Source organism: Streptomyces canus 299MFChir4.1, assembly GCF_000383615.1.
GTDB lineage: Bacteria > Actinomycetota > Actinomycetes > Streptomycetales > Streptomycetaceae > Streptomyces > Streptomyces canus_C.
Map to the genome: position 1 here is coordinate 58,375 of NZ_KB911588.1, position 26,310 is coordinate 84,684.

The window sequence follows — 26,310 nt, forward strand, 5'->3', positions numbered from 1 at the left end:
TCATGCTCCTTTCGCGGCCTGGAACAGCTCCGCCCGTGGGTCCTCACCCACGGTCGCCTCGCGATACGCCTCCAGCGCGTCACGAGCCTTCCCCGACAGCTCGGTCGGGACACTCACCTCGACGGTGACCAGCAGGTCTCCCCGGGTGCCGTCCTTGCGGACCGCCCCCTTGCCCCGCGCCCGCATGGTGCGGCCGTTGGGCGTGCCCGGGGGCAGTTTCAGCGTCACGGCGGGGCCGCCGAGCGTCGGCACCCTGACCTCGCCGCCGAGCGCCGCCTCGGAGAAGGTCACCGGGACCGTCACCGTGAGGTTGTCGCCCTTGCGGCCGAAGACGGGGTGCGTGTCGACGTGCACCGAGACGTACAGGTCGCCCGCGGGGCCGCCGCGTTCACCGGGCGCCCCCTTTCCGCGCAGCCGGATCCGCTGCCCGTCGGAGACGCCCGCCGGGATGCGGACCTGCATGGTGCGGGAGGACTTGGCCCGCCCGGAGCCCTTGCAGATCTCGCAGGGGTTCTCCGCGATCAGGCCGCGGCCCTTGCAGTCCGGGCACGGGTCGGTGAGGGAGAAGCCTCCCCCGGAGCCCCGGGCCACCTGGCCGGTGCCCACGCAGGTCGGGCACACGCGCGGGTTGCCGTTGGCGTCGCCGGTGCCCGAACAGGCCTTGCAGGGGGCCTGCGAGGACATCCTGAGCGGGACGGTCGCACCTTCGATCGCCTCGGTGAAGCTGAGGGTGACCTCGGTGTCGATGTCCTGGCCGCGCCTGGGCTGGACGCGCGTAGTTCCGGAGCTGCCCCGGTTGAACAGGCCCCCGAAGACGTCTCCGAGTCCGCCGCCGAAGCCGCCGGCTCCCTGCTGGCCCCCGCCCTGGGCGCCGCCTCCGAAGAGGTCGCCCAGGTCGAAGTTGAAGGAGCCGCCCGCGCCGCCCGGCCCCGGGCGGAAGCCGCCGTTGCCGAACAGGGCGCGGGCCTCGTCGTACTCCTTGCGCTTCTTGGGGTCACCGAGGACGTCGTTCGCCTCGGAGATCTCCTTGAAGCGCTCCTCGGCCTTGGTGTTGCCCTTGTTGGCGTCCGGGTGGAACTCGCGGGCGAGCTTGCGGTACGCCTTCTTGATCTCGGCCTCGGTGGCGTCCTTGGGGACGCCGAGGACCTTGTAGTAGTCCTTCTCGATGAAGTCCTTCGTGCTCATCCTCGACGCGCCCCCTTTCCGGTGTCCCGATGGTTCTCTTCGACCTCAGCCCTCCTCAGGGCCGTTGTCCTTGTCGTCGCCGGCCTCGGACCCGTCCTCGGCCTTGACCGTCTGCGCACCCGGCTGCGGTTCGGCGACGGCCACCCGCGCGGGGCGGATGGTGCGCTCGCCGATGCGATACCCGGGCTGCAGAATCGCCACGCACGTCGTCTCGGTGACATCCGGCGCGTAGCTGTGCATCAGGGCCTCGTGGATCGTCGGGTCGAAGGGCTCGCCCTCCTTGCCGAACTGCTGCAGGCCCATCTTGGCCGCGACGGTCTCCAGGGACTCCGCGACGGACTTGAACCCGCCGAGAAGCTCACCGTGTTCCCGCGCGCGGCCGATGTCGTCGAGCGTGGGCAGGAGTTCGGTCAGGAGGTTCGCGATGGCGATCTCCTTGACCGTGATCCGGTCCCGCTCCACGCGGCGGCGGTAGTTCTGGAACTCGGCCTGGAGCCGCTGGAGGTCCGCGGTGCGCTCGTCGAGCGCCTTGCGCGACTGGTCCAGCTGGGCCGTCAGGCCGGCGATCTGCGCTGTTGCGTCCCCGGCCGGGGCCGCCCCCGCCTCCGAAGAGGGGTCGGCGGCCTTCGGCTCGGCGTCGTCGGGGGTGGCGCCGGAGGGGACGTCGGGCTTCTCGTCGAAGCCCGGGGTCTCCTCCGTCACGCGGCACCGTCCTTGCGCTCGTCGTCCACGATCTCGGCGTCCACGACGTCGTCGTCCGCCTTGGCCTGGGAGGCACCGGCGTCCTCGCCGTCGGCGGCCTGTCCGGCCTGGGCGTCGGCGTACATGGCCTGCCCGACCTTCTGGGAGACCGCGGCGACCTTCTCCGTGGCGGTGCGGATCTCCGCGGTGTCCTCGCCCTTGAGCGCGGCCTTCAGCTCCTCGACGGCGGCCTCGACCTCGGTCTTGACCTCACCGGGGACCTTGTCCTCGTTGTCCTTGAGGAACTTCTCCGTCTGGTAGACGAGCTGCTCGCCCTGGTTGCGGGTCTCGGCGGCCTCGCGGCGGCGGTGGTCCTCCTCCGCGTACTGCTCGGCCTCCTGGCGCATCCGGTCGACCTCGTCCTTCGGCAGCGAGGAGCCGCCGGTGACGGTCATCTTCTGCTCCTTGCCCGTGCCCAGGTCCTTCGCGGTCACGTGCATGATGCCGTTGGCGTCGATGTCGAAGGCGACCTCGATCTGCGGGACACCGCGCGGGGCCGGCGGCAGACCGGTCAGCTCGAACATCCCGAGCTTCTTGTTGTACGCCGCGATCTCGCGCTCGCCCTGGTAGACCTGGATCTGCACGGAGGGCTGGTTGTCCTCGGCGGTGGTGAAGATCTCGGACCGCTTGGTCGGGATCGTCGTGTTCCGCTCGATGAGCTTGGTCATGATGCCGCCCTTGGTCTCGATGCCGAGGGACAGCGGGGTCACGTCGAGGAGCAGGACGTCCTTGACCTCACCCTTGAGGACACCGGCCTGCAGGGCGGCGCCGATGGCGACGACCTCGTCCGGGTTGACGCCCTTGTTGGCGTCCTTGCCACCGGTGAGCTCCTTGACGAGCTCGGCGACGGCGGGCATACGGGTGGAGCCACCGACGAGGACGACGTGGTCGATCTCGTTGATGGAGACGCCGGCGTCCTTCATCACGTTGAAGAACGGGGTCTTGCAGCGCTCCAGGAGGTCCGCGGTCAGCTGCTGGAACTGAGCCCGGGTGAGCTTCTCGTCCAGGTGCAGCGGGCCCTCGGCGGAGGCCGTGATGTAGGGCAGGTTGATCGAGGTCTCCGTCGAGGAGGACAGCTCGATCTTCGCCTTCTCGGCGGCCTCGCGGAGGCGCTGGAGGGCCATCTTGTCCTTGGCCAGGTCCACGCCGTGGCCGGACTTGAACTGCTGCACCAGGTAGTCGACGACACGCTGGTCCCAGTCGTCACCACCGAGGTGGTTGTCACCGTTGGTGGCCTTCACCTCGACGACGCCGTCGCCGATCTCCAGGAGGGACACGTCGAAGGTGCCGCCACCGAGGTCGAAGACGAGGATCGTCTGGTCGTCCTTGTCGAGGCCGTACGCGAGCGCGGCCGCGGTGGGCTCGTTGACGATGCGCAGGACGTTCAGGCCCGCGATCTCGCCGGCCTCCTTGGTCGCCTGACGCTCGGAGTCGTTGAAGTACGCCGGGACGGTGATGACCGCGTCGGTCACCTTCTCGCCCAGGTAGGACTCGGCGTCCCGCTTCAGCTTCTGGAGGATGAAGGCGGAGATCTGCTGCGGGTTGAAGGGCTTCCCGTCCAGCTCCATCTTCCAGTCGGTGCCCATGTGACGCTTCACCGAACGGATGGTCCGGTCCACGTTGGTGACCGCCTGGCGCTTGGCCACCTCGCCGACCAGCACTTCGCCGTTCTTCGCGAAGGCGACGACGGACGGCGTGGTCCTGGCACCCTCGGCGTTGGTGATGACGGTGGGCTCGCCGCCTTCGAGAACGCTGACGACGGAGTTAGTCGTGCCCAGGTCGATGCCGACCGCACGTGCCATGGTTGATTCCTCCAGCTGACTTGAGTGGAACAGGCTCAAGTGTGCACGACGCCTCCCGCTCGGTCAACAGACCTGAGTCGTACGGGCTCAACTCTTATCCGTTCCTTACACGCAACTGGCCTCTGACCTGCGTCGATACCGGACGCGGGGCACTGTGGCCTTTGACACGAAGGAGTGCGAGTACGACGACCAGGGCGCCCCCGGCGACCCAGAGGGCGCCGGTCGCGGCGATCCACCCGAGGTGCACCAGGACCCCGACGAGTACCCCGCCGAAGGCCGCGACACCGAGGACGACGCACACCCCCTGCGGAGTGAGCCCGAGCCGCCGCAGCCGGTGGGCGAGATGGTCGGGGGCGGCCCGCAGCAGCGGCCGCCCGGACAGCCCCCGGGCCAGGACGACGAGCACGACGTCGGCGCTCACCACCGCCGTCAGCGCGAACAACACCCCCGCACCGGAGCCGAGTTCCTGCCCCGCGCGGGTCGTCACGGCCGCGGCCGCGAGCACGAACCCGGTGAACAGCGACCCGCACGCACCGAGCCCCGCGCGCGCGGGATGCCAGTTGTGCATCAGGAACCCGGTCAGCGCGGCGGCCAGCACGCTCAGCAGCACGGCGAGCCCGTCCATCACCTCGGCCGCCGCACAGGCCCCCGCCCCGAAGGCGGTGACGACCCCGACGGTCCCGGCGAGCCCGTCGGCGTGGTCCAGCGCCTTGAACCCGAGGGCGACGAAGACGATCCAGCCGACCGCGAGGAGCCCGGCGGCCACCCCCGTCTCCTCGTACGGCACGACACCGGCCGCCGCCACGGCCGTACCGCCCACGAGGAACCGCGCCTTGACCCGGCGCACGTCGGCGACGAGCCCGAGAAGGGCCACGCAGGCCCCGGCGACGAGCAGGCGTCCCACCTCGGGCCCGAGCGGGGTGACGCCCCGCCAGTCCCCGACGAACGCCACCCCGCAGGTGGCGGCCACCATCGCGACGCCGCCGGACAGCGGCATCGGCCGTCGCCATCGCCGGTCGACGATGCCGAGGCGCAGAGCGGCCACCCGCAGCACGGCGGTGAGCACGGCGGCGAGGAGCAGGGCGGAGGTGGCGGCAAGGATCCCGTAGAGCACGAGCCTAAATTAGCGCCGTATGTACCAATTCATCACGAATAACACGATCGGGTTTTAAGGTAACCCTCAGCGATTCAGATCACGGCGTGCCCGGCTACAGTGCGGCGGAAGATGGGGGTAGTCTCAGACGGACTGCATAAGTTACCGCTTAGTAATGACGAGGATCCCTCCTCACGGATCACTCGTAGACCCCTCGCAGGCCCGAGGAGCCCCGAAATGCAACTCGCCGCGATCATCGTGTCGCTGGTTCTGATCGTGGTCGGCGTGGCCCTGTTCGCCCGCGCCCTCCTCCAGATCTACACCTTCATGCGGCTCGGTCAGGACGTGCCCGCGGGCACCCGCACCGACGAACCCGGCCGGCGCACCGTCACCGTGGCCAAGGAGTTCCTCGGCCACACCCGGATGAACCGCTGGGGCATCGTCGGTGTCGCGCACTGGTTCGTGGCGGTGGGCTTCTTCACCCTGCTGCTGACGATCGTCAACGCCATCGGCCAGCTGTTCCAGGCCGACTGGATCCTGCCGGTCATCGGCGACTGGGCGCCGTACAACGTCTTCGTCGAGTTCATCGGCACGATGACCGTGCTCGGCATCCTGACCCTGATCGTGATCCGCCAGCTGAGCCACCCGCGCGACCCGGGCCGCAAGTCCCGCTTCGCCGGCTCCAACTTCGGCCAGGCGTACTTCGTCGAGACCGTCATCCTCGTCGTCGGCGTCTGCATCTTCATGCTGCACGCCCTGGAGGGTGCCCAGCACCACGTGGACGGCTACGAGGCCTCGTTCTTCATCTCGTACCCGGTGGTCCACTGGCTCGAGGGCATGGACGTCTCCACGCTCCAGAACCTCACGTACTTCTTCGCCGGCCTGAAGATCGCCACCTCGTTCATCTGGATGATCGTGGTCGCCCTGAAGACCGACATGGGTGTGGCCTGGCACCGCTTCCTCGCGTTCCCGAACATCTGGTTCAAGCGGAACGCGACGGGTGAGACCTCGCTCGGCGCCCTGCTCCCGATGACCTCCGGCGGCAAGCCGATCGACTTCACCGACCCCGGTGACGACGACGTCTTCGGTGTCTCCCAGGTCGAGCAGTTCTCCTGGAAGGGCCTGCTGGACTTCTCCACCTGCACCGAGTGCGGCCGCTGCCAGTCGCAGTGCCCCGCCTGGAACACCGGCAAGCCGCTCTCCCCCAAGCTCCTGATCATGTCCCTGCGCGACCACGCGCACGCCAAGGCCCCGTACCTGCTGGCCGGCGGCGGCAAGACGATGGAGGGCGAGGAGAAGGCGTCCGAGGAGCAGCTGGCCCAGGTGCCCGCCGCGGCCCTCGCGGAGGCCGAGCGCCCGCTGATCGGGACGCTCGAAGAGAACGGCGTCATCGACCCGGACGTCCTGTGGTCCTGCACCACCTGCGGTGCCTGTGTCGAGCAGTGCCCGGTGGACATCGAGCACGTCGACCACATCGTCGACATGCGCCGCTACCAGGTGATGATCGAGAGCGCGTTCCCGTCCGAGGCGGGCACGATGCTCAAGAACCTGGAGAAGAAGGGCAACCCCTGGGGCCTGGCCAAGAAGCAGCGCCTGGAGTGGCTCAAGGAGGTCGAGTTCGAGGTCCCGGTCGTCGGCCAGGACCTCGAGGACCTCACCGAGGTCGAGTACCTGTACTGGGTCGGCTGTGCGGGCGCCCTGGAGGACCGGGCCAAGAAGACCACGAAGGCCTTCGCCGAGCTGCTGCACATCGCGGGCGTCAAGTTCGCGATCATGGGCGGCGACGAGAAGTGCACCGGTGACTCCGCCCGCCGCCTCGGCAACGAGCCCCTGTTCCAGGAGCTCGGCATGGAGAACGTCATGGCACTGAACATGGCGTTCGGCGAGGAACTGGACGACGACGGCAAGGTCGTGGCCGAGTCCGCGAAGCCGAAGTCGGCCAAGAAGATCGTCGCGACCTGCCCGCACTGCCTCAACACGATCGGCAACGAGTACCCGCAGCTCGGCGGCGACTACGAGGTCATCCACCACACCCAGCTGCTCCAGCACCTCGTCGACGAGGGCAAGCTGGTCCCGGTGACCCCGGTCGAGGGCATCATCACCTACCACGACCCGTGCTACCTGGGCCGCCACAACAAGATCTACACGCCCCCGCGCGAGATCATCGCGAACGTGCCCGGTCTCCGGAACGAGGAGATGCACCGCCACAAGGAGCGCGGCTTCTGCTGCGGTGCCGGTGGCGCGCGGATGTGGATGGAGGAGCGGATCGGCAAGCGCATCAACAACGAGCGCGTCGACGAGGCTCTTTCGGTGAACCCCGACATCGTCTCGACGGCCTGCCCGTTCTGCCTGGTCATGCTGACCGACTCGGTCAACGGCAAGAAGAACGACGGCAAGGCCAAGGAGTCGATCCAGGTCGTCGACGTCGCCCAGCTGCTGCTGGAGTCCGTCAAGACCCCGGGCGACCCGCAGGACTCGGCGGAGCCGGAGAGCGCTCCGGAGCCGGAGCCGGTGAAGTAGCGGTCACCACGGTGCTGTTCGGCGCCCTCGGGTCCTGACGGGCCCGAGGGCGCCGCGTTTTCCGGCCGGTCGCGCTCCGTGGACTCGACTCGTACCCCTGGTGGAAGTAGGCCTGTTGCCCGGCCGAGAGACAGGGGACGGCCCTCCCGCCGACGGTCCCGGTCACGGAGGCGGATGCCGGGTAGGTGAAGGGCCGCTCCAACTCCCCGGACGCCCGAACGGCGGAACCGTCCCCGGCGAAGACCAGCGGATGCAGATCGATCTCCCGTCCGCCTGGAGCGGTGACCGCGAACCGCACCGGCCGCAGGTCGAGATCTCCAGCGGCTCGCGCCTGTGCGTCTTCCAGGGCCGTACGACGGGCCCCTCCACCAAGGCGACGGTCACCGTCGATCCCCCCGCCACCGGCACCACCCAGGTGGTCGCGGTCGGCGACTTCGACGGCGACGGCCGGGCGGACCTGGCGGTGCGGACGTACCCGAGCGAGACGAAGGACACCGTCGCGGTCTTCCCCGGTTCCGTACGGAAACCCCGTAGGGGACGGACGACACCTCCCTTAAGGGATGTCACAGCTCGGCAGCAAAGCCGTCCCCGAAACGCCGGGCCGCACACGTCACTCCCCGGGACCAGGTACGTTCGAAGGCGTGGCTGGATTCAGGATCGGACGCGGCCGGGACAACGGCGCTCCTCACGCGCGACCGCAACAACCTCCGTACGGGCAGCAGGCGCCCCAGGGACAGCCGTACGGCTATCCCCCCGCGCCGCAGCCCCACCCGGGCCAGTGGACCCAGGGCGGCGGCGGGGGTTACGACGAGCCGGAGTACTTCGGCGACGGCAGTGGCGCCCCACAGGGCGGCCACGACCCGTACGCGGCGAACAACCCGGGCCACACCCAGGCGTTCTCCGTCGGCGAGGACCCCTACAACCAGGGCGGCACCTACCGCGCGGGCTCGGCCCCGGCGGCCCCCGTGGGCCCCCGCCTGCACTGGAAGGAACTCCTGAAGGGCATCCTGCTCTCCCCCAAGCAGACCTTCCTGCAGATGCGCGACTACACGATGTGGGGCCCGGCCCTCATCGTGACCTTCCTGTACGGCCTCCTCGCGGTCTTCGGCTTCGAGGGCGCCCGACAGGACGCGATCAACGCCACGCTGTCGAACGCGATCCCGATCGTCCTGACGACAGCGGTCGCCATGGTCCTGTCCGCGTTCGTCCTCGGCGTCGTCACCCACGCCCTGGCCCGCCAGCTCGGCGGCGACGGCGCGTGGCAGCCCACGGTCGGCCTCTCCATGCTGATCATGTCCCTGACCGACGCCCCCCGTCTGATCGTGGCCATCTTCTTCGGCGGCGACGCCTCCTTCGTCCAGCTCCTCGGCTGGGCGACCTGGGTGGCGGCCGGCGCTCTGCTCACCCTGATGGTGTCCAGGTCCCACGACCTGCCGTGGCCGAAGGCACTAGGCGCCTCCGCGATCCAGCTGATCGCCCTGCTGTCGATCGTGAAGCTGGGGACGTTCTAGCCGCTCGGCGCACGATGCCCTCCGGTACGGTCCCGGCCATGACGAGTGGCAACGGCGTACCGGAGAAGGTGGCGTGGGTCCTGGTGCGGGACGGCCGGGTGTTGGTGACGCGCAGTCACGGCAGGGACCGCTTCTACTTCCCGGGCGGTCATCGCGAACCGGGCGAGTCCGACAGCGAGACCCTGGTACGGGAGATCGACGAGGAACTGCGGGCGGCGATCGACCCCGCTTCCATGGTGCACTTCGGCACGTTCGAGATCGGCGAGGGCCATCCGGAGCACGGCCCCTTCCGGATGATCTGCTACACCGCCGATCACCGCGGCGAGCTGACCCCGTCACGGGAGATCGCCGAGAAGGCGTGGTTCCGCCACACCGACCGGGACCGTGTCTCGGCGGTCGACGCGATGGCCTTCGACGCGCTGCACGAGGCGGGCCGGCTCACCTGATCCCACGGCCGGACCGTTGGGAGAACTCCCGGCTCAGACCGCTTCTCGGTTCTCCTTGGGCGCGTCGCCCGACCTGTGTACGGGAGGCAGAACGCTCCACGGGAAGTTGATCCAGTCGTCCGTGCGCTTCCAGACGTACTCGCACTTCACCAGGGACTGCGACTTCTCGTAGACGACCGCGGAGCGGACCTCGGCGACGGCGTCGAGGCAGAAGTCGCGGACCAGTTTGAGCGTCTTGCCGGTGTCGGCGACGTCGTCGGTGATGAGGACCTTCTTGTCGGAGAAGTCGATGGCGTTGGGGACGGGGGCCAGCATGACCGGCATCTCCAGGGTGGTCCCCACGCCGGTGTAGAACTCGACGTTCACCAGGTGGATGTTCTTGCAGTCGAGGGCGTACGCGAGACCCCCGGCGACGAAGACTCCGCCGCGGGCGATGGAGAGCACCACGTCGGGCTCGTAGCCGTCGTCGGCGATGGTCTGCGCGAGCTCGCGCACGGCGGTGCCGAACGCCTCGTACGTGAGGTTCTCCCGCACGTCCGCGCCGCTCATACCTGGGTCCGGTGGAAGTTGAGGAAGGACCGGGAGGCGGTGGGTCCGCGCTGGCCCTGGTAGCGGGAGCCGTAGCGCTCACTGCCGTAGGGGAACTCGGCCGGCGAGGACAGCCGGAACATGCACAGCTGGCCGATCTTCATGCCCGGCCAGAGCTTGATGGGGAGGGTGGCCAGGTTGGAGAGTTCGAGGGTCACGTGGCCGCTGAAGCCGGGGTCGATGAAGCCGGCCGTGGAGTGGGTGACGAGTCCGAGCCGGCCGAGGGAGGACTTGCCCTCCAGGCGGGAGGCGAGGTCGTCGGGGAGCGTGATGACCTCGTACGTGGAGGCGAGGACGAACTCCCCGGGGTGCAGGATGAACGGCTCGTCGCCCTCCGGCTCCACGAGCCGTGTGAGGTCGGCCTGCTCGACCGCGGGGTCGATGTGGGGGTAGCGGTGGTTCTCGAACACCCGGAAGAAGCGATCGAGGCGCACGTCGATGCTGGACGGCTGCACCATGGATTCGTCGTAGGGATCGATCCGTACCCGCCCGGCGTCGATCTCGGCCCGGATGTCCTTGTCTGAGAGAAGCACGCACCGAGGATACGCAAGGCGCGCGGACCGACCATCATCGGACGGACCCGCGCGCCTGGTACCGATCTCTCAGTGCTTCTCCAAGGTCACCGGAACGACGCTGCGAAGCCGGGCACAGCGAGGACACCGGACGAGCCGTCCGGGGCCGAGGCGCTCGGCCTGCTGCATCGGGAACGAAGCGGTACTGAACACGTGCCCATCGGCACAACGGACGACGGTGCGCTCCATCAAGTCCTAGAGTCCCTTCCCCAAGAGCCGCGTCCGGCTGCTACTCGCCTGACGACAAAAGCCACATTACGGGATGGGCGGGACGGCCCTCCAGGCGGCACTCCGGTCCCGCGCGGACCCTCTCCCACCCCTCCACCGTACGCCCCAACTCCCGCGCCCCGCAGCCCCCGTCCCACCCCGCGAACGCAGTCAGGCCCCACGGCTTCAGCGCCGGGGGCCTGGGATGAGGTAAGGTGACGTTGCGTTCGGACGGGTTCCGTCCGGCGTCTTACGCGGGTGTAGTTTAATGGTAGAACATCAGCTTCCCAAGCTGAGAGCGCGAGTTCGATTCTCGTCACCCGCTCTTCTTAAAGCCCCAGGTCAGCGACCTGGGGCTTACTTGCGGTCCAGACCATCTGTCGACCCTCGCGCCCCTGACACGCCCCGAGATAGGGCACGCGGAGGGCACGGGGTCCCCCTCGGTGCATTTGGTCACGACCTACTCCCCCTCCTCAACTGCGCGGCCTGGTACGCCCCTTAGCGCACGGAGCCCTGGCAAGACGCGCGGCCGAAGCCATCAGCTTGCCGATCCCTTGGCGAAGAGGGCCGGATGTTCGGAGTGGCGCGGGCTCGACAGCCTCCCGAACCGTTCTCGTTTCACTTGTTGCGTTTACTTCGATTGTTTCGAATAATGGGTACACGCAGACTCGACGCCTGCCTCCCGCACCGACAGGGGCACACCATGACCAAGACAGACATCCGACCCGTGAAGCTGCCACCCGAGAAGGCTGCGGCCGCAGCTCACGCGCTCGCACAGGTCCGCAGCTACCTGGCGGCGCACCAGGACCTCGCAGAGATCACCGTGACGGTCGAGGACGGAGAGCGCGAGCCCCTCGCCCTACCCCGCGAGGCCGTGGAACTGCTCGCCGGCATGCTGGCCCACCTGGGGGCCGGCCGCGCTGTCTCGGTCGTCCCATCCGACGCCGAGCTCACCACACAGCAGGCAGCGGACATGCTCAACGTGTCGCGGCCATTCCTGATCGGGCTGCTCGATGCCGGAGAAATCGAATACCGAACCGTCGGCACACATCGGCGGATCACCGGTTCATCGCTCCTGCGGTACAAGCGCAAGGACGACCAGCGTCGCCGCGAAGCCGCCGACGAGCTCACCCAGCTCGGCCAGGAAATGGGAATGATCTAGCGCATGGCCTTCGTCGCCGTCTACGACGCCAACGTCCTCTACCCCAGCACCCTGCGCGACGTCCTCATCCGAATCGCATAGGGCGGCCTCGTCCAAGCCAAGTGGACCGATCAGATCCTCGACGAGACATTCCGTAACATCCTCAAGAACCACCCGGACATCCCGCCCGAGAAGCTCGGCCGTGTCCGCACCTTGATGAACGCTGCAATCCGGGACTGCCTCGTCAAGGGACACGAACCACTGATCGATGCAGTGGAGCTGCCAGACCCGGACGACCGGCATGTCCTGGCCGCGGCGATCCGGGCCAAGGCACAGGTCGTCGTCACCTTCAACCTGAAGGACTTCCCTACCGATGCCCTGGCCCCCTGGGACATCGAAGCTGTGCATCCAGACGCCTTCCTGGAGGCACAGATCGATCTAGCTCCGCAGGTCGTCTGCGGCGCGGTGCAGAGGATCGCAGACAGCTGGCGAAAGCCGCCGGGCACAGTGGACGACGTGATCGCCAAGCTGGAGCGGCAGGGCCTGGTCGCTTCGGCGGCAGCCCTACGAACGCTTGCAATCACGCCCTGACTGCCGTTCCCAAGCACGCAAGGTGGTGGCCGTGCACGCCCCGCTGCGTCCGTCAGCCGTCGGACGCGCAAATCGGCGATGCGTACGCGGCACCACGCTACTGGCAAGCACATGGAGTTCGGCTTCACCAAGATCGTCATCCACTCAGGAACGACAACTCCGGGGAATCGCAGCGCCGGGTTCACCCTCCCCTGCAGGGAGCACCTGTACAGCATCGGAGGGCAGTGGGAAGGCGTCGCCCGATTCGGGGTCCCACAATGTCACCTCACCACCGACCACGCCGAACGTGCAGTACACCCGCATGGGGTCCAATCGGTGCCCGTACGACGGAAGTTCGTCCAGGGAGCCGGTCGGAGTGACGCAGACGGGTCGGGGATTGGCACCGTAGTAGTGATCCGGTACTCGGTCCGATCGCCACTGCCGTACCGCATCATCACCGGCCGCGTCGGCGCCGTCCAGTACGGTCGCCGCCCATGCCAACGTAAGTGCCATGGCACCGGTCAGGGCGGCGATCGGGAGGAACAGGCGCAGCGTACGGTGGCGGAACAGGGGCAGCCGCAAGTAGCCCCAGCAGGCCAGGAAAAAGAGCGTCAGCGCTACCGAGATCCCCAACACGTACACCGAGGCCAGGAACTGCCACACCTCCGCAACGTCCATCTCCTCCGCGCGGACGTGGAACGCGGCACCGTAGAAGGTGAAGAGCACAGGGCTGAGCCCGCCAAGTGCCGGAACGACTACCGGTAGCAGAGCGACGAACACCGCCACCAGAAACGGTCTCCGGCCACCCTCGCGGGCCAGGCGTCGGATGCCGCCCGTGACGAACACCGCGCCTGCCAGGAGGAGGTGCAGGCGTACAGCGGCAGTGGGATCAGCGATCCAGGTCACCCAAGCCGTGACCGCGAAGAGCGCTCCGCTGGTCGCCAGCGCCGCCAGCCATGCGGGATTGCGCTGGCGCCGGTAGACCACCACCGCGTCCCCGTCCCGCGGGGCATCGCCCCTGGCCCCGGCTGCCGTGCGACGGCCATCCGACGTGAGCGAGCTGGTGCGGCGCCGGCGGACGACTCGACGTCGACGGACGAACGGAAGCATGATGGTCGCGCACCACCAACTCAGCAGCGCCCACGCCACCAGCGCAGGCAGAGCCAGCCACCAAGGCCCAGAAGCAGCCGGGATGCCGAGCACACCCGCAGCCCAACTCAGCGCCGTCGCTCTCACCACCCACCGGTGGCTTTCCACGCCTGCGGTGATGCGGGATGAGCGGGCCGGTGCCCCGGTAGCCGCCGTCCCCGATCACCGTGGCCCTGCCGGCAACCTCTTTCGCGCCGTACAGCTTCCATGCCTCGCAGGAGTTGCGGTTGCCCGCGGCGGCCGGCCGACGGTGACGACGACAATCCCGGCGTCGTCGAGGTGAAAAAGTTCCCGGCGCGAGGCAACCCTTTGCGGAGCCTGTGACCACTAGGGATCGGATCCGGCCAGTTCGGTGTCTGGATCCTGACCTCCGGTGAACGGCATGCAAGGAGAGCACCTCCCCATGAACAACCCCACGAACGGCGGGCGCCGCGGGCGTCACCGCCGTCGCTGGACCGCCACTGCTCTGCTGCTCGGCGTGCCCCTCGCAGTCGTGCCGTATCTCCTGTTCGCGCAGGAGGATTCGCAGGCCGCGACGGTCGACGGTGATGCCTACTACAGACTGGTCTCCGTGCGCAGCGGCAAGGTGATGGACGTCAACGGCTTCTCCACTGCCGACGGCACCCGTATCCAGCAGTGGGCCGACCAGAACACCGCCAACCAGCAGTGGAAGCTGAAGCCCACCGGGGACGGCTACTACGAACTGGTGAACCGCAACAGCGGCAAGATGCTCGGCATAGCGGGCGATTCGACCGCCCAGGCGGCCGCCGCCGAGCAGCAGACCGACAGCTCCTCCACCTCCCAGGAGTGGCGGATCGACGATGTGAGCGGTTCCGACGCCGTCACCTTCACCTCCCGCAGGAGCGGCCAGGTCCTGGACGTCTCCGGAGGCTCCACGGCCCAGGGCGCGCCGATCATCCAATATCCCAGCAGAGGCAGCACCAACCAGCAGTGGAAGCTGGTGAAGACGGCCGGGACCCAGACGGCCGGGACCCAGGCGACCGGGACCCAGACGGCCGGGACCGGCGGTGCGCAGACCACGGCCGCGGCCGGACCGTATGTGTGGAAGAACGCCCAGGTGGTGGGCGGCGGTTACGTCACCGGGCTGGTGTTCAACCAGAAGGAGAAGGGCCTGCTGTACGCGCGCACCGACATGGGCGGCGCCTACCGCTGGGACACCGCGGCCGAGCAGTGGATCCCGCTGACCGACTGGCTCGGCGAGAAGGACTGGAACCTGCTGGGCATCGACTCGCTGGCCACCGACCCCGTCGACCCGGGACGGCTCTATCTCGGGACGGGTACGTACACCAACGAGTGGGCCGGGAACGGGGCGATCCTGCGTTCCACCGACCGGGGCCGTACCTTCCAGCGGACCGATCTGCCGTTCAAGCTGGGCGGCAACGAACCCGGCCGCGGGGCGGGCGAGCGGCTCGTGGTCGACCCCGCGAACCACGGCACCCTGCTGCTGGGCACCCGCAAGAACGGCCTGTGGCGCAGCACCGACTACGGCGTGACATGGAGCCAGGTCTCCGCGTTCCCCGTCAAGGGCGGGGCGAGCAGCGGCGCGGGCATCTCCTTCGTGACGTACGGCCCGTCCGGCAGCAACACGGTGTACGTCGGCGTCAACGACACGTCCACGTCTTTGTACCGCTCCACCGATGGCGGCAGCAGCTGGCAGGCGGTTTCCGGGCAGCCCACCGGCCAGACGCCGCAGCACGGTGTGGTCACCGGTGACGGGACGCTGTACCTGTCCTACAGCAACAGCATCGGTCCCATGGACGCGACGGCGGGCTCGGTGTGGAAGTACACGCCGGCCGGCGGCGCGTGGAAGAACATCTCGCCGTCGCAGGGTGGTTACGGGTTCTCCGGTCTGGCCGTCGATCCGCAGAAGCCGTCCACGGTGATGGTCACCACCCTGGACCGCTGGTGGCCCGAGGACGAGATCTACCGGACCACCGACGGCGGCACGACCTGGAAGGCCCTGGCCGACAAGTCACAGCGCGATGCCTCCGGCGCTCCGTACGTCGGCACCAACACCGGGCACTGGATGACCGCGCTGGCCATCGACCCCTTCGACTCCGGGCACGTGCTGTACGGCACCGGCAACGGCATCTGGCGCAGCAAGGACGCGAACGCCTCCGACAGTGGTGGCACCAGCCACTGGGCCTCCGGGGCCCGCGGGCTGGAGGAGACCTCGCTGGCGGACGCGATCGCGCCTCCCGGCGGCGCCACCGTCATCACCTCCATGGGCGACCAGGGCGGCTTCCGCCACGACTCCCTGACCGAGGTACCCGCCGGACGGCTGAAGAACCCGCTGATGAGCAGCAGCACCGACATCGACTTCGCCCAGTCGTCCCCCGCGGTGATGGTCCGCGTCGGCACTGGCGGCGCGCAGGACGGCGCCTACTCCACCGACGGCGGCAGCACCTGGAACGGCTTCACCGCGGAACCGGTCCCCAGCGCGAACAGCGGCCATGTCGCCCTCTCCGCGGACGGCTCCACCATCGTCTGGGCCGAATCAGGCCAGGCCCCGTACCGCTCGACCGACAAGGGAGCGAGCTGGTCGAAGGTCAGCGGCCTGGGCACCGACGCCGTGGTCGTCGCCGACCGGTCCTCGGCCAATACCTTCTACTCCCTGTCCGGCGGCACGCTGTACGCCAGCACCGACGGCGGCGCGACCTTCACCGCCCGCGCCGGCAACCTGCCCTCGGGGCGGCTCGCGGCCGTCCCCGGCATCGCGGCGGATCTGTGGATCGCCGGTGGTGACAAGGGGCTGCTGCACTCCACCGACGGCGGGCGCACCTTCACCACGCTCGGGTCGGTGAAGTCCGCCTCCGCCCTCGGCTTCGGCAAGGCCGCATCCGGCGCCAACTACCAGGCCCTCTACCTGATCGGCACCGTCGACAACGTCACCGGAGTCTTCCGCTCCACCGACAAGGGCACCACCTGGCTCCGCGTCAACGACGACGCCCACCAGTGGGGCGCCATCGGCAGCCTCGGCATGATCACCGGCGACCCCGACACCTTCGGCCGGGTCTACATCGGCACCAACGGACGCGGCCTCCAGTACGGCGACCCGTCCTGACCCCGACGCCAGAGCGGGACCGCAGCCACAACGGCCTGCGGCCCCGCTCTGGCCGAGGGTCCTCGCTTCATCCGCACGAGCTCCTGGCGCCGGGCTGTCCGGGCGATACGCAAGGCGGCCCGGCATCGTCAGGGCGAGGACGAGCAGCAGACCCAAGACGATCGAGTCACCACAGTTCCGCAGGCGACTGCCCGCCCCCACCGCCGCCGTCACTCGTGAAGGCAGGCAGCGGCGATCGGGCCCGGGTTGGTGTACGAGGCAGTTCAGGTCCCCCCGTACTCGTCGTGGCGGCGCAGCCAGTGAGTCTCCTCGTCCTGCTCATGGCGGCCCGACGGGGTCCGGTCGAGGAGGCCGTAGTAGGCCATGGCGGGCTCAAGGCCGCGCGCCGTGGTGACGTACGTCCGGTAGACCATGTCGTCGGACAACGCGTAGGCGCTGAGCCCGGGGCCCTCGGTGACATACCCGAACACGTCCGTGCCCGTCGCCTGTGCCATCTGGCTCACCGTCGGTGGGATGTCACCCTCGAGAAACGGTCTCAACTCGTCCTCGGTGTACAGGAAGCCGAGGTCCCGGTGGAAGTCGCTGCCGACCGTGGAAACCCAGTCGAAGCTCCAGCCCATCCGCTCCCGGTAGGCGAGGAGCTTGTCGAGTGGTGCCCGTGAGGAGCAGATCAGCGTCACGTCCCGGGCCCTGAGATGGATGGCGTTGGCGTCGAGGGTGTCCGCGATCGAGGAGCAGACCGGGCATCCGGCCTCGTACGACGGGCCGAACATGAAGTGGTAGACGAGCAGTTGGGCACGCCCCTGGAAGAGGTCCGCAAGCGCCCTGGTGCCGTTCTCGGTCTCGAAGCCGTAGTCCTTGTCGACCGGCACCCAGGGAAGTTCCCGCCGCTTCCGCGCGAGTTCGTCGCCGCGTCGGGTGAGCGCCTTCTCCTCCGCGAGGAGTTCCTGTCGAGCTGTCTCGAATTCCTCCAGGGTGCCGACTCTGTGCTCCGGCATGGCCATGCCCTCCTGGCGTGGAAGGGGAACACCGCCCCGCGACGGGCGGTCGCCCGCAACGGCTGCGGTGGCTGTCAGTAGTCGCCCGCACCGACGTGCCCATCCGGCCCCACGTTCCACGCTACGCGCCCGGCGGCGGCGGTGCTCGTCAGGGATGCCGTCGGTCGCCACGAGGTGGGACGGGTGCTCGCACTCGCTGACGCTGAGCGCGCCGTCAGACACCGCCCCCGCCGTCACCACCGGCCCGGACCGCTGTCTGCCACGCCTCGCAAGAGGCACAGCATCTCGGTGGACCACGCACGTACGCGCGGGAGGGCCGCCGCCCGGGCCAGGAGGAACTGGCGACCATCCCTTGGTGCTCGCCAGGAAAGGCGTCGCCCGACCGCCTCACCGGCCCGGTTCCGGCGCGCCAACCCCCCGTCAGGACGCTACGGGCCAGGGACGCTTGCGTCCAGGCGATCTCTCTTCCAACCCCCCGTGACCTGCGGCGAAAGTAGTCACTGCCACCGGGCGTCACACCCCCGACATCCTTCACAGCTGCACCTGCAGGGCAGCTGTCTGGGCCAGGGCTGTGCCTTCGCCCGCTCGACTTCCATGCCGCAGGAGAGACTCATGAAGCTGAGCAACACCATCCGCCGTACATCCGCCGCGCTCGCCGTCGGCGCGATGTCCCTCGGGCTGGTCACTGTCGCCGGCGGAGCCGCGCAGGCCGTCGCCTCGTGCACCGGCAACGTGTCGATCTACGGCACGCTTTCGGACGGCAAGCTGACGTACACGCAGGTCGAGCCGAACACCGGGGACCGCGTCAAGACGCTCATCGGCCCGAACCTCGGCTTCACGCCCAAGGCGATGGCGACCCTCAACTTCAACACGGTGCTGGTCACTTCGACCGCCGGTGACCTCTACCGCGTCGACGTCCAGACCAACAACACCTCCCTCACGGTGGCCGGCGTCGCCAAGATCTGGGACGGCGGCTGGACCTTCGACAAGATGGTCTACGACGGCGCCGGCCACCTCTACGGCACGGTCGACGGGCAGCTCCACCAGTACCTGGTGTCGCAGGACAAGCCCACAGGGTCGGCCCACATAGGCCAGCACGTGGTGATCGACACGGGCTTCGTCCTCAAGACGCTGGCCGCCGCGGGCGACGATCGCATCATCGCCTCGACCTCGGACGGCCGCCTGCTCAGCTACAAGATCAACGGTGTGAACGACTGGGACCGCGCGGTCCTGAAGTCGAGCGGCTGGTCGGGGGTGGACTCGCTCTCCTCACCGGGCGGCGGCCTCTACTACGGCCGTACCAACGGCGGCATGTACTGGTACCACGACTCGGACCCGACCGACGGCGACGGCAGCGACATCGCGTACCACCCCAGCGACCCGGTGGACGCGTCCGGCTGGACCCAGAGCCTGCTGTCGGCCTACGCGGACAACTGCGCCTACGTGGCGCCGGCCCCGCCGAAGTCCGTCCAGGGCGGCACGATCTACCGCAACGAGGTCATCGCCCGAGCCAAAAACTGGTACAGCCGCAACGTCCAGTACAGCCAGAGCGCCTACGCGAGCGATGTCGACGGCGACCACTCCTACCGCACCGACTGCTCCGGCTTCGTCTCCATGGCCTGGCACCTCACCACCTCGCTGACGACACAGTCACTCCCCGGCGCGGGCACGCAGATCTCCAAGGCCGACCTCCGGCCCGGTGACGCGCTGAACTCCAGCAGCGAGGGGCACGTGGTCCTCTTCGCGGGCTGGAAGGACCAGGACGCCGGCTCCTTCTACTACTACTCCGAGGGCAGCCCGTCCTCGGACATGAACTACTCGACCGCGAACGTCTACAGCGGCACCATCGACAGCCACCCGGCCTCGTCCTACATCGCCCTGCGCTACGACAAGATCGCCTGACGCGCCCCCACTGCCTACCTCGAAGGCCCCGCCGATCCCGGCGGGGCCTTCTCGCGTCTCCCCTACCGTGCTCGCGATCCGCCCGTCCAGGACCCGCGTCGGCTTCCAGACGGGCGCGTGCGCAACGCCTGCGAGGACGCCCGGGTCGTGCCGGTGTGACGTACACGGAGAGCGCCAGGGCGGCTTCGGCACCTCCGCGCACGTCCCGGACCGCGAGTACGGGGCGTCGGTCGGCATACCCGACGACGGTGCCCGGACGTGCGACGGCACCGTCCGGATCACCGTGAGCAGTGCGGTCGAGTCCAAGGACTCGCCGAGGACCGACCGCGTCCAGGTCTCGGCGGACTCAATTCCCGTCCGCCTAGGCCGCACCCACGCGAAAAGGGCGGTGCCCCCTCGGTTCGAGGGGGCACCGCCCTTTTCGCGTCCGCCGGTATCAGTACCAGTTGTTGGCCTGCCAGAAGTTCCAGGCGTTGCACGGGGAGCCGTAGCGGCCGTCGATGTAGCTCAGACCCCACTTGATCTGGGTGAGGGGGTTCTGCTTCCAGTCGTCGCCCGCGACGTCCATCTTGGTGGCGGGCAGCGCCTGCGGAACGCCGTAGGCACCGGACGACGGGTTCGTCGCGTTCCAGCGCCAGTTGCTCTCGTGGTCCCAGAGCGTCTCCAGGCAGGCCCATTGCGCGGAGGTGGCCCAGGAGGCGTCCTTGTTGTTCATCAGCTGCCGGCCGGCGGCCTTGACCTCGGTGATGTTGTCGCGGTCGACCGTGTCCGTGGGGGTGGTGCAGGTGTAGGTGCCCGGCTGGGCGGACAGCAGCTTCTGCGTCCAGCCCCGGGTGTTGACCGGGTCGTCGAGGTGGTACGAGATGTCGGAACCGGAGCCGTCGGTCGGGTTGGCGTCCTTGTACCAGTACATGGCACCGGTGGACAGGCGGCCGTAGTAGAGGCCGGATCCGGGCGAGACGAGCTGGTTGAAGCCGGACCAGCCGGAGGACTTGAGGGTGTTGCCCTTCCAGGAGCCGGCGCCGGCGATCGTGTAGTCGAGCAGCCGTCCGTCCTCGGTGGTGGCGCTGAGCCGGTCGTCGCCGGTGGCGGTGAGGGTCTTCAGGACGAACCCCGTGTCGATCTCGGTGCGCACGCCGATGTGCTGGGAGCCGGCCGGCTTGTCCTCGGTCACGTTGTAGCGCAGCAGCAGGCCGGCCGCGGTGGTGCCGTAGAGATGGCCGTGTCCGTCGTAGGTGAGCTTGTCGTGGGTCCAGCCACTGTCGGCGATCTTCACCGGTGCGTTCATCAGGGCGAGGCTGGTGTTGTTGGTCTTGATGTCGACGCGGTAGAGGGCGCCGGAGGTCGACGTCACCAGGACGGTGTTGAAGTTGAGGGTCGCCATGGCCTTCGGCTCGAAACCGAGGTCAGGCCCCACGAGCACCTTGGCGAGGTCTCCGGTGGCCGGGTTGAGCTGGCTGAACGTCAGCCTGCCGTCGTCGAGTACGCCATAGATGTTGACGCCGCCCGAGCAGGTGGTGGCCGCCTCGGCCAGGGGCGCGGTCACCGTGAGGAGCCCGGTGGTGAGGGCGCCGACCGCCAGCAGGCCCGCGACTCTGCGGCTGGGTTTGCGGATGTTCTTCACTTTTCGTTCCCCCTGGGGCGGTTGCGGTCAGGCAGGCATCGGACGGTGGGAAGGGGCGTGGCCCGAGATCGGCGGAAAGGGCACGGCCGAGCACCTACGGGCGGGCGTTGGTGCACGAAGGACCGTTTGGGGTGAGGGGCGGTCGCGAGCGGACTACTGCCAGCCGGCATCCGCCGGGGTGACCTGCCAGCCGGCGTCAGCGAGAACGGAGGAGGTCACGGCCTCGTCGGCCTCGGACGGGAACGCGATGGCCGGGCCGGTGAGTGCCGCCACGATGACGAAGGAGGCGACCGCGGCGGCCTTGGCGATGCGGGTGCGAAGCATGGCTGTTTCCGTTCCTTCCGGAGGTGAACTGCGGTGTCCGGTCTGCCTCGCGTCCCGCGGTGACGCTTCGGCCGGCCGGTGATCGATAGCTTCGTCGCAGCTCAGGCCTGTGAACAGAGTTCAGGGATGGACGGAAAGGGCCTTGGACTCATGCGTCCACACGGGCCGCTTCAGTCCACCGGCTGCGGCGCGAAGGCCAGCGGCATCAGCGGCACCCCGGCCCCGGTCAGCCGGGCCGTCGACAACTGCGGTACCTCTCGCAGGAGTTGGTCGCAGACCCGAACCGCCCGCTCCTCCGCCTCTTCGAGCCCACCGGCCAGCACGTAGAAGCCGAGCGTGAGTCCGGGCCCGGGACGGGTGTGTACGGCGACGTGCTCGACGTGGTCGCCGGCGCTGATCGCGGAGCGCACCACAGCCGCGATGTTCGGGGGCAGTTGTTCACCCGAAGGCAGAGCCAGGTGCGCGTGGACGAGGTACATGGGCTCCAGAGTCTCAGCGGTTGCCGTCGGCCTGACAGTGCCGCGGCAGGCCGGTTGCGGCCGGGGCCCGTTCCGTCCTTCCCTGGTGACGATCCCGCACCCCTCTGCGAAGATCTCGTCCGAGCAAGGGGATGTTCCGTGCAGGAATACTGGGGGACCACATGCTGACCACACTCGGACTCGACTCCGTCGGCGAGACGGTGTACCGCGCCATGCTCAGACAGCCGGCCGCCGGTGTCGCGGCCCTCGCCGATTCCGTAGGAGTGCCCGAGGAACAGGTGCGAGAGGCGCTCGACACACTCAGTGAGCTGGCTCTGGTGCGCCCCGCCGCCGGAGACGCGGGCCGGCTCCGGGCCGTCTCCCCGGACATCGGGATGGAGATCCTGATGGCCCGGCAGCAGGCACAACTGGCGGCCCACCAACAGCGCCTGGAGGCCTCGCGGGCCGCCGCGGCCCAGCTCATCTCCGAGTACGCAGAGCTCCGTCCGGCCACCAGCCATCCCGACGTGGAGCAACTGGTCGGCCTCGACCACATACGCGACCGGCTGGCCGTGCTCACCCGTGAGGTGAGCGAGGAATTCCTGGCCTTCGCCCCGGGCGGGCCGCAGACCGCCGAGAACATGGCCGCGTCACGGCCGCTCAACCAGGATCTGCTCGCCCGCGGGGTGCGCATGCGCACGATCTACCTCGACAGCGTCCGCACCAACCGGCCCACCGTGGAACACGCCGACTGGCTGGCCCGGCTGGGTGGCCAGGTCCGCACGGTGCCGTCGCTGCCGACACGGATGATCCTCATGGACCGGCGGATCGCCATGATCTCGGTCAACAGCGACGACACCGCCGCCGGCGCGGTCCTCCTGACCGGGCAGGGCACACTCACCGCGCTGTGCGCGCTCTTCGAGGCCACCTGGGAGGCCGCCCAGCCGCTCGGGCAGGTCGTCCCCACCGATCCGAACGGGCTCACCGGCCAGCAGTCGACCGCCCTGCGCCTACTGGCCGAGGGGCACACCGACGAGGCGATCGCCAAACGGCTCGGGGTGTCGCATCGCACGGCCCGGCGGATCGCCTCCGAACTGATGGACCGCCTCGGCGCACGCAGCCGCTTCGAGGCCGGCGTACGCGCCGTGCAGCAGGGCTGGCTCCCGACCCGACCTTGACACCGGGCTCCCGGACGGACTCCTTCGGCAACACCGCGGACCCCGCAGGTCACCCGCCCGCCGCCTTCCCCGTCTCCGCGACACGGTGCCATCGCGTGCCCGCAGGAGCCGGGCGGGCGCCATCGCTTCCCACGCTCGGCCGTGGGCGCGAGTCCCTTGTGGGAGTGGGCACTTGGCTGCGGAGGTCCTGGATCAACGTGGCTTCCGGGCCGTACGTCGTCCCGAGCGCTGTGAGGCCCGGTCAGCCGATGTAGCCCTCGAGGTCGGCGACGACGTCGAGGGAGCCGTTCGCGTTGCGGATGTGGATGGAGCCCTCGGCGTCGAGGGGGATCACTGCCAGAACCGGCCTGGTCTCGCCGGTGCTCAGGTTGACGTCGGACACGTTCGGCACGCTGCCGGCGCCGTAGGCGGTCAGGTGGGTGGCGGTGGTCGGGGCGACGCCGGTGAGGTTGACCAGGACTGCGGTCGCGTCGGCCGGTACGCCGTGGACTCCGGCGACCTTCACGGTGAGGGTGCTGTTCGCGCCGAGCCGCCCGGCGCGGGCACCCGTGCCGTCGCGGGTGTCCAGGAAGCGGGTGGGGTCGGCCGGCACGAAGGGGCTGCCCCAGGGGGAGACGCCGTCGACGACGGAGTTGGTGTAGAGGCCCTGGAGGTCGGCGATCAGATGGACGTGTCCGCCGCTGTTGTAGAGCTTGATCCTGCCGCCCGTGCACACCTTCGTCACGACCAGGTTGGAAACGGTCTGCCCGGCGCGGTAGTTGAGGTTCGACGTGCCGGGGCGGCTGCCGCAGTAGACGGTGACCACGCCGCTGCCGGTGCCTCCCGTCACGGTGACGTCGAGGACGGCGCCGACGGTGCCCGTGCCCTGTCCGTTCTTCGGCAGGGTGAGGGTGGTCGTGCTGCCGGGCGCGACCTCGCCCTTGGGGGCGCCGGTGCCGTAGCGGGTGTCCAGGACCCGCGTCGGGGTGACGGGTGCCAGGTCGCTCATGAGGCTCACGTGGTCGTCGCTGGTGTCGGACCTGGTCGTGAAGTAGCCCTGGATGTCGGCGATGAGGTCGACGTGGCCGTGCGCGTTGTACAGGTCGACATAGCCGCCCGCGCCCACGCGTACCGTGACCAGGTTCGGGTTGGTCCGCCCGGCGGTGAAGTCGAGGTCGGACGCGGTCGGGCGGCTGGTGCCGTCCGGATACACCGTGACGTAGCTGCTCGCGGTCGCGTCGGTGTCGGTGACGTTCAGGGTGACCGCGGTCACCCCGGAGGCCGGGACGCCGCCCACGCCGAGGACCTTGAGACGGACCACTCCCGCGGGACCGACCTGCCGATCGGCGGCACCAGTGCCCTTGCGCGTGTCCAGGATGCGGCGCGGGTCGGTGGCGACGTAGGACGGGCCGACGGTGGTCGGGGTGGTGTCGGTGAAGGTGCGTCCGCCGGAGTCCGTGAGCCGCTGGGTGACGGTGTACGTGCCGGCGGCGGCGTACGTGTGCCGGACCACGCCCTTGGAGCCTGTCGCGGAGACCGCTGTCGAGCCGTCGCCGAAGGAGATCAGGTCGCTGGTGATCGGGTAGCCGCTGAAGCCGGCGGCGGTGAAGGCGCAGCCCGCGGTGTCCGGCAGGGAGGGCGCGATCTGGATGGAGGCGCTCCGGCAGTCGAGGCTCCCGGTCAGCGCCGGCAGCGGACGTACGGGGAAGTAGTAGCTGGCCTCGGTGCCCATCGTGGTGCCGTCCGGCCGGTACACCGTGACCGTGGCGTAGATGTTGTCGCCGGTGGTGGGCTGCGTGTACGTGTGCGCCACCGAACCCGTGGTGGACGTGGCCGTGGTGCCGTCGCCGAAGCCGAAGGTGTAGCGGTAGCCGTCGAGGGAGTCCGACCACGGGTTGTCGAAGCCGGCGGTGAAGGTGACGGGGACGCCGACGTAGGCGTTCTCGTACGAGCCGCCCGCGCTCCCCAGGCTCAGCGGGTCCTGTACCTCGGTCGCGCCCCGGTCGTAGTCGCCGGTGCCCGTGCCGGTGTCGGCGACCAGCGGGTCGTCGACCCGTGGCGCCCCGTGCAGGTCGGTGGCGAGTTCACCCGGCGCGTCGGCGTCCGCGGAGTCGATCAGCGGCGTGCCGTCCGTGGCGAGCGTCGTGTTCGTCTGGTCCAGGTCGTGGGCTCCTTGACCGGTGGCGGTCCAAAACGCCTGGCTGGTCCCGTAGGCGGTGCCGGCCCACTCGTAGTCGGTTCCGGCCGACGAGGGGTTGACCGCGTTGTAGTCGGCGGTGACCTGCGGTGCGGAGGAGGCGTCCACCGTGATCTCGGCGGGGGTGCCGGTCTCCGGGCAGGATGCTGACGTGTCCGGGCGTACGACGGTGTTCTCCACGGATCCGGAGCTGCCGTCGGTCAGGCTGATGCCGCTGCCGCAGACCGTCACGAGGGTGTCGCCGGCCAGCCGGAGGCCCTTGGTGCCGGTGGCCGATATGCCTCCGCCGAGCGAAATCACGTCGTCGGCCAGGGTTATGTCCTGTGCTCCGGCCGCGCTCGCGAAGGCCGGACCGCCGGACTCGGGGGCGATGTGCAGCCGGGTGAGTGCGATGTCGGAGGAGGAACCGTCGACGACGATCGTCCCGTCGGCGCCGGCGGCCGCCTGGGCCGTGCTGACCCAGCCCGTGTCGTAGGAGATGTGCTGGGACTGGGAGAACACCAGCGTGCTCGTCCCGCTCGACGAGAGGTGGAACCCCGACACGTCGACGTACCGGGCGCCGGAGAAGGTCATCGCCGGTGTCGGGGTCTTGGTCAGAAGGACGACGGCGGCGGTGGCGGCCGCATTGTCGCCCGGAGCGCCGACGAAGGTGACCGGTGCGTCCGCGGTGCCGGCCGATCCGATGTTCGCGGGGGCGTACTGGGTCTTGTTCCGTGCCACGTGGACGGTGTCCCCGGGGTCCGCCGCGTCCGCGGCCGGCTGGATCTGGCAGAAGGGCTCCGCCGGTGTGCCGGGTCCGGTGTCGCTGCAACCGGCGGCGTCGTCGTCGACGTACAGGGCGGTGCCGCCGGCGGCGTGGGCGACGCCGGTACCGAGTCCGCCGATCAGTACGGCGAGGACGGCGGCGTATCTCACCAGCAGTCGCCTGCGGCTCATGAACGTGCTCCGTTCAGATCCAGCCACCTGTCAGCCGGAGTTGGCGGAACCGTACGGCAGGTTCGGACGGCCAGACCATGGAAATCAGGATGTCCTGCCGACGA

Annotated in this window: 21 protein-coding genes, 1 tRNA gene and 2 pseudogenes; 11 read left to right on the forward strand and 13 right to left on the reverse strand. The window is 69.2% G+C overall.

Going from position 1 to position 26,310, the window contains the following annotated elements; all coding sequences use genetic code 11:
- From dnaJ to H293_RS0118090, 4 genes are all read right to left on the reverse strand, one after another.
- On the reverse strand, positions 1-1,185 hold the full coding sequence (gene dnaJ, locus H293_RS0118075; RefSeq protein ID WP_020119272.1) for a molecular chaperone DnaJ: 1,185 nt from the start codon (positions 1,183-1,185) through the stop codon (positions 1-3).
- 45 nt (positions 1,186-1,230) lie between these two features.
- A complete protein-coding gene (gene grpE, locus H293_RS0118080; RefSeq protein WP_020119273.1) occupies positions 1,231-1,887 on the reverse strand; it encodes a nucleotide exchange factor GrpE in 657 nt (218 codons plus the stop codon).
- Positions 1,884-3,728, reverse strand: a complete 1,845-nt coding sequence (dnaK, locus tag H293_RS0118085; protein ID WP_020119274.1) for a molecular chaperone DnaK — start codon at positions 3,726-3,728, stop codon at positions 1,884-1,886. Before dnaK ends, grpE begins: the two co-directional genes overlap by 4 nt.
- A 94-nt stretch (positions 3,729-3,822) precedes the next feature.
- Positions 3,823-4,842, reverse strand: coding sequence for an MraY family glycosyltransferase (locus H293_RS0118090; protein ID WP_020119275.1), 1,020 nt, complete (start codon positions 4,840-4,842; stop codon positions 3,823-3,825).
- 216 nt (positions 4,843-5,058) lie between these two features.
- Here H293_RS0118090 and H293_RS0118095 point away from each other — a divergent pair, with 216 nt between their 5' ends.
- A complete protein-coding gene (locus H293_RS0118095; RefSeq protein ID WP_020119276.1) occupies positions 5,059-7,341 on the forward strand; it encodes a (Fe-S)-binding protein in 2,283 nt (760 codons plus the stop codon).
- Here the strand turns inward: H293_RS0118095 and H293_RS61665 are convergent.
- On the reverse strand, positions 7,271-7,639 hold the full coding sequence (locus H293_RS61665) for a nucleotidyltransferase domain-containing protein (RefSeq protein ID WP_397895346.1): 369 nt from the start codon (positions 7,637-7,639) through the stop codon (positions 7,271-7,273). The genes H293_RS0118095 and H293_RS61665 overlap by 71 nt on opposite strands.
- Here H293_RS61665 and H293_RS54915 point away from each other — a divergent pair.
- From H293_RS54915 to H293_RS0118105, 3 genes and pseudogenes are all read left to right on the forward strand, one after another.
- A pseudogene (locus H293_RS54915) lies at positions 7,592-7,789 on the forward strand (FG-GAP repeat domain-containing protein); the annotation flags it as partial. The gene H293_RS61665 and the pseudogene H293_RS54915 sit on opposite strands and share 48 nt — an antisense overlap.
- Positions 7,790-7,901: 112 nt before the next feature.
- Positions 7,902-8,852 carry a Yip1 family protein gene (locus H293_RS0118100; RefSeq protein WP_078612609.1) on the forward strand — a complete coding sequence of 317 codons (951 nt, stop codon included), beginning with the start codon at positions 7,902-7,904 and terminating at the stop codon, positions 8,850-8,852.
- Between the two features lie 38 nt (positions 8,853-8,890).
- On the forward strand, positions 8,891-9,298 hold the full coding sequence (locus tag H293_RS0118105; protein ID WP_020119278.1) for an NUDIX hydrolase: 408 nt from the start codon (positions 8,891-8,893) through the stop codon (positions 9,296-9,298).
- Between the two features lie 33 nt (positions 9,299-9,331).
- On the opposite strand, the gene H293_RS0118110 is transcribed toward H293_RS0118105, so the two are convergent.
- Both H293_RS0118110 and dcd read right to left on the reverse strand, forming a co-directional pair.
- Complete coding sequence (locus H293_RS0118110) at positions 9,332-9,847, reverse strand: phosphoribosyltransferase (protein ID WP_020119279.1); 516 nt, start codon at positions 9,845-9,847, stop codon at positions 9,332-9,334.
- The gene (dcd, locus tag H293_RS0118115; protein WP_020119280.1) at positions 9,844-10,419 is read right to left on the reverse strand and encodes a dCTP deaminase; all 576 of its coding nucleotides are present in this window, start codon (positions 10,417-10,419) and stop codon (positions 9,844-9,846) included. The genes H293_RS0118110 and dcd overlap by 4 nt, the downstream gene beginning before the upstream one ends.
- A 500-nt stretch (positions 10,420-10,919) precedes the next feature.
- Here dcd and H293_RS0118120 point away from each other — a divergent pair.
- The 4 genes and pseudogenes from H293_RS0118120 to H293_RS61990 all read left to right on the forward strand — a co-directional run bounded on the left by H293_RS0118120 (position 10,920) and on the right by H293_RS61990 (position 12,397).
- Positions 10,920-10,990: transfer RNA gene (locus H293_RS0118120), tRNA-Gly, on the forward strand.
- 378 nt (positions 10,991-11,368) lie between these two features.
- On the forward strand, positions 11,369-11,827 hold the full coding sequence (locus tag H293_RS0118125; protein ID WP_020119281.1) for a helix-turn-helix domain-containing protein: 459 nt from the start codon (positions 11,369-11,371) through the stop codon (positions 11,825-11,827).
- A gap of 105 nt (positions 11,828-11,932) precedes the next feature.
- Positions 11,933-12,151: pseudogene (locus H293_RS61985) on the forward strand (PIN domain-containing protein); the annotation flags it as partial.
- Positions 12,152-12,208: 57 nt separating this feature from the next.
- Positions 12,209-12,397: a VapC50 family PIN domain-containing toxin gene (locus H293_RS61990; RefSeq protein ID WP_472726201.1), complete on the forward strand. Its 189-nt coding sequence runs from the start codon at positions 12,209-12,211 to the stop codon at positions 12,395-12,397.
- Positions 12,398-12,541: 144 nt separating this feature from the next.
- Here the strand turns inward: H293_RS61990 and H293_RS0118135 are convergent, their stop codons facing one another.
- The gene (locus H293_RS0118135; RefSeq protein ID WP_020119283.1) at positions 12,542-13,366 is read right to left on the reverse strand and encodes a hypothetical protein; all 825 of its coding nucleotides are present in this window, start codon (positions 13,364-13,366) and stop codon (positions 12,542-12,544) included.
- Between the two features lie 562 nt (positions 13,367-13,928).
- On the opposite strand from H293_RS0118135, the gene H293_RS0118140 reads away from it, so the two are divergent.
- The gene (locus H293_RS0118140) at positions 13,929-16,610 is read left to right on the forward strand and encodes an RICIN domain-containing protein (protein ID WP_020119284.1); all 2,682 of its coding nucleotides are present in this window, start codon (positions 13,929-13,931) and stop codon (positions 16,608-16,610) included.
- 263 nt (positions 16,611-16,873) lie between these two features.
- Here H293_RS0118140 and H293_RS0118145 read toward each other — a convergent pair whose 3' ends face one another.
- Positions 16,874-17,608 carry a DUF899 domain-containing protein gene (locus tag H293_RS0118145; RefSeq protein WP_028807952.1) on the reverse strand — a complete coding sequence of 245 codons (735 nt, stop codon included), beginning with the start codon at positions 17,606-17,608 and terminating at the stop codon, positions 16,874-16,876.
- 612 nt (positions 17,609-18,220) lie between these two features.
- Between H293_RS0118145 and H293_RS49675 the strand changes: the two genes are divergently transcribed.
- Positions 18,221-19,510 carry an NlpC/P60 family protein gene (locus H293_RS49675; protein WP_020119286.1) on the forward strand — a complete coding sequence of 430 codons (1,290 nt, stop codon included), beginning with the start codon at positions 18,221-18,223 and terminating at the stop codon, positions 19,508-19,510.
- Positions 19,511-19,946: 436 nt separating this feature from the next.
- Here the strand turns inward: H293_RS49675 and H293_RS0118155 are convergent, their stop codons facing one another.
- From H293_RS0118155 to H293_RS0118165, 3 genes are all read right to left on the reverse strand, one after another.
- The gene (locus H293_RS0118155) at positions 19,947-21,134 is read right to left on the reverse strand and encodes an aggregation-promoting factor C-terminal-like domain-containing protein (RefSeq protein ID WP_020119287.1); all 1,188 of its coding nucleotides are present in this window, start codon (positions 21,132-21,134) and stop codon (positions 19,947-19,949) included.
- A gap of 153 nt (positions 21,135-21,287) precedes the next feature.
- Positions 21,288-21,458, reverse strand: coding sequence for a hypothetical protein (locus H293_RS59195; RefSeq protein WP_020119288.1), 171 nt, complete (start codon positions 21,456-21,458; stop codon positions 21,288-21,290).
- Positions 21,459-21,628: 170 nt separating this feature from the next.
- Complete coding sequence (locus tag H293_RS0118165; RefSeq protein ID WP_020119289.1) at positions 21,629-21,937, reverse strand: hypothetical protein; 309 nt, start codon at positions 21,935-21,937, stop codon at positions 21,629-21,631.
- Positions 21,938-22,098: 161 nt separating this feature from the next.
- On the opposite strand from H293_RS0118165, the gene H293_RS0118170 reads away from it, so the two are divergent.
- Complete coding sequence (locus H293_RS0118170) at positions 22,099-23,094, forward strand: helix-turn-helix domain-containing protein (RefSeq protein ID WP_020119290.1); 996 nt, start codon at positions 22,099-22,101, stop codon at positions 23,092-23,094.
- A gap of 241 nt (positions 23,095-23,335) precedes the next feature.
- Here H293_RS0118170 and H293_RS0118175 read toward each other — a convergent pair whose 3' ends face one another.
- A complete protein-coding gene (locus H293_RS0118175) occupies positions 23,336-26,206 on the reverse strand; it encodes a PKD domain-containing protein (protein WP_020119291.1) in 2,871 nt (956 codons plus the stop codon).
- Positions 26,207-26,310: the final 104 nt, after the last annotated feature.

What these genes read in the sequence shown, in the direction of transcription:
- dnaJ (WP_020119272.1), bottom strand. Translation starts at nt 1,185, where the DNA reads ATGAGCACGAAGGACTTCATCGAGAAGGACTACTACAAGGTCCTCGGC.
- dnaK (WP_020119274.1), bottom strand. Translation starts at nt 3,728, where the DNA reads ATGGCACGTGCGGTCGGCATCGACCTGGGCACGACTAACTCCGTCGTC.
- H293_RS0118095 (WP_020119276.1), top strand. Translation starts at nt 5,059, where the DNA reads ATGCAACTCGCCGCGATCATCGTGTCGCTGGTTCTGATCGTGGTCGGC.
- H293_RS0118100 (WP_078612609.1), top strand. Translation starts at nt 7,902, where the DNA reads ATGTCACAGCTCGGCAGCAAAGCCGTCCCCGAAACGCCGGGCCGCACA.
- H293_RS0118105 (WP_020119278.1), top strand. Translation starts at nt 8,891, where the DNA reads ATGACGAGTGGCAACGGCGTACCGGAGAAGGTGGCGTGGGTCCTGGTG.
- H293_RS0118110 (WP_020119279.1), bottom strand. Translation starts at nt 9,847, where the DNA reads ATGAGCGGCGCGGACGTGCGGGAGAACCTCACGTACGAGGCGTTCGGC.
- H293_RS0118125 (WP_020119281.1), top strand. Translation starts at nt 11,369, where the DNA reads ATGACCAAGACAGACATCCGACCCGTGAAGCTGCCACCCGAGAAGGCT.
- H293_RS0118140 (WP_020119284.1), top strand. Translation starts at nt 13,929, where the DNA reads ATGAACAACCCCACGAACGGCGGGCGCCGCGGGCGTCACCGCCGTCGC.
- H293_RS0118145 (WP_028807952.1), bottom strand. Translation starts at nt 17,608, where the DNA reads ATGCCGGAGCACAGAGTCGGCACCCTGGAGGAATTCGAGACAGCTCGA.
- H293_RS49675 (WP_020119286.1), top strand. Translation starts at nt 18,221, where the DNA reads ATGAAGCTGAGCAACACCATCCGCCGTACATCCGCCGCGCTCGCCGTC.
- H293_RS59195 (WP_020119288.1), bottom strand. Translation starts at nt 21,458, where the DNA reads ATGCTTCGCACCCGCATCGCCAAGGCCGCCGCGGTCGCCTCCTTCGTC.
- H293_RS0118165 (WP_020119289.1), bottom strand. Translation starts at nt 21,937, where the DNA reads ATGTACCTCGTCCACGCGCACCTGGCTCTGCCTTCGGGTGAACAACTG.
- H293_RS0118170 (WP_020119290.1), top strand. Translation starts at nt 22,099, where the DNA reads ATGCTGACCACACTCGGACTCGACTCCGTCGGCGAGACGGTGTACCGC.
- H293_RS0118175 (WP_020119291.1), bottom strand. Translation starts at nt 26,206, where the DNA reads ATGAGCCGCAGGCGACTGCTGGTGAGATACGCCGCCGTCCTCGCCGTA.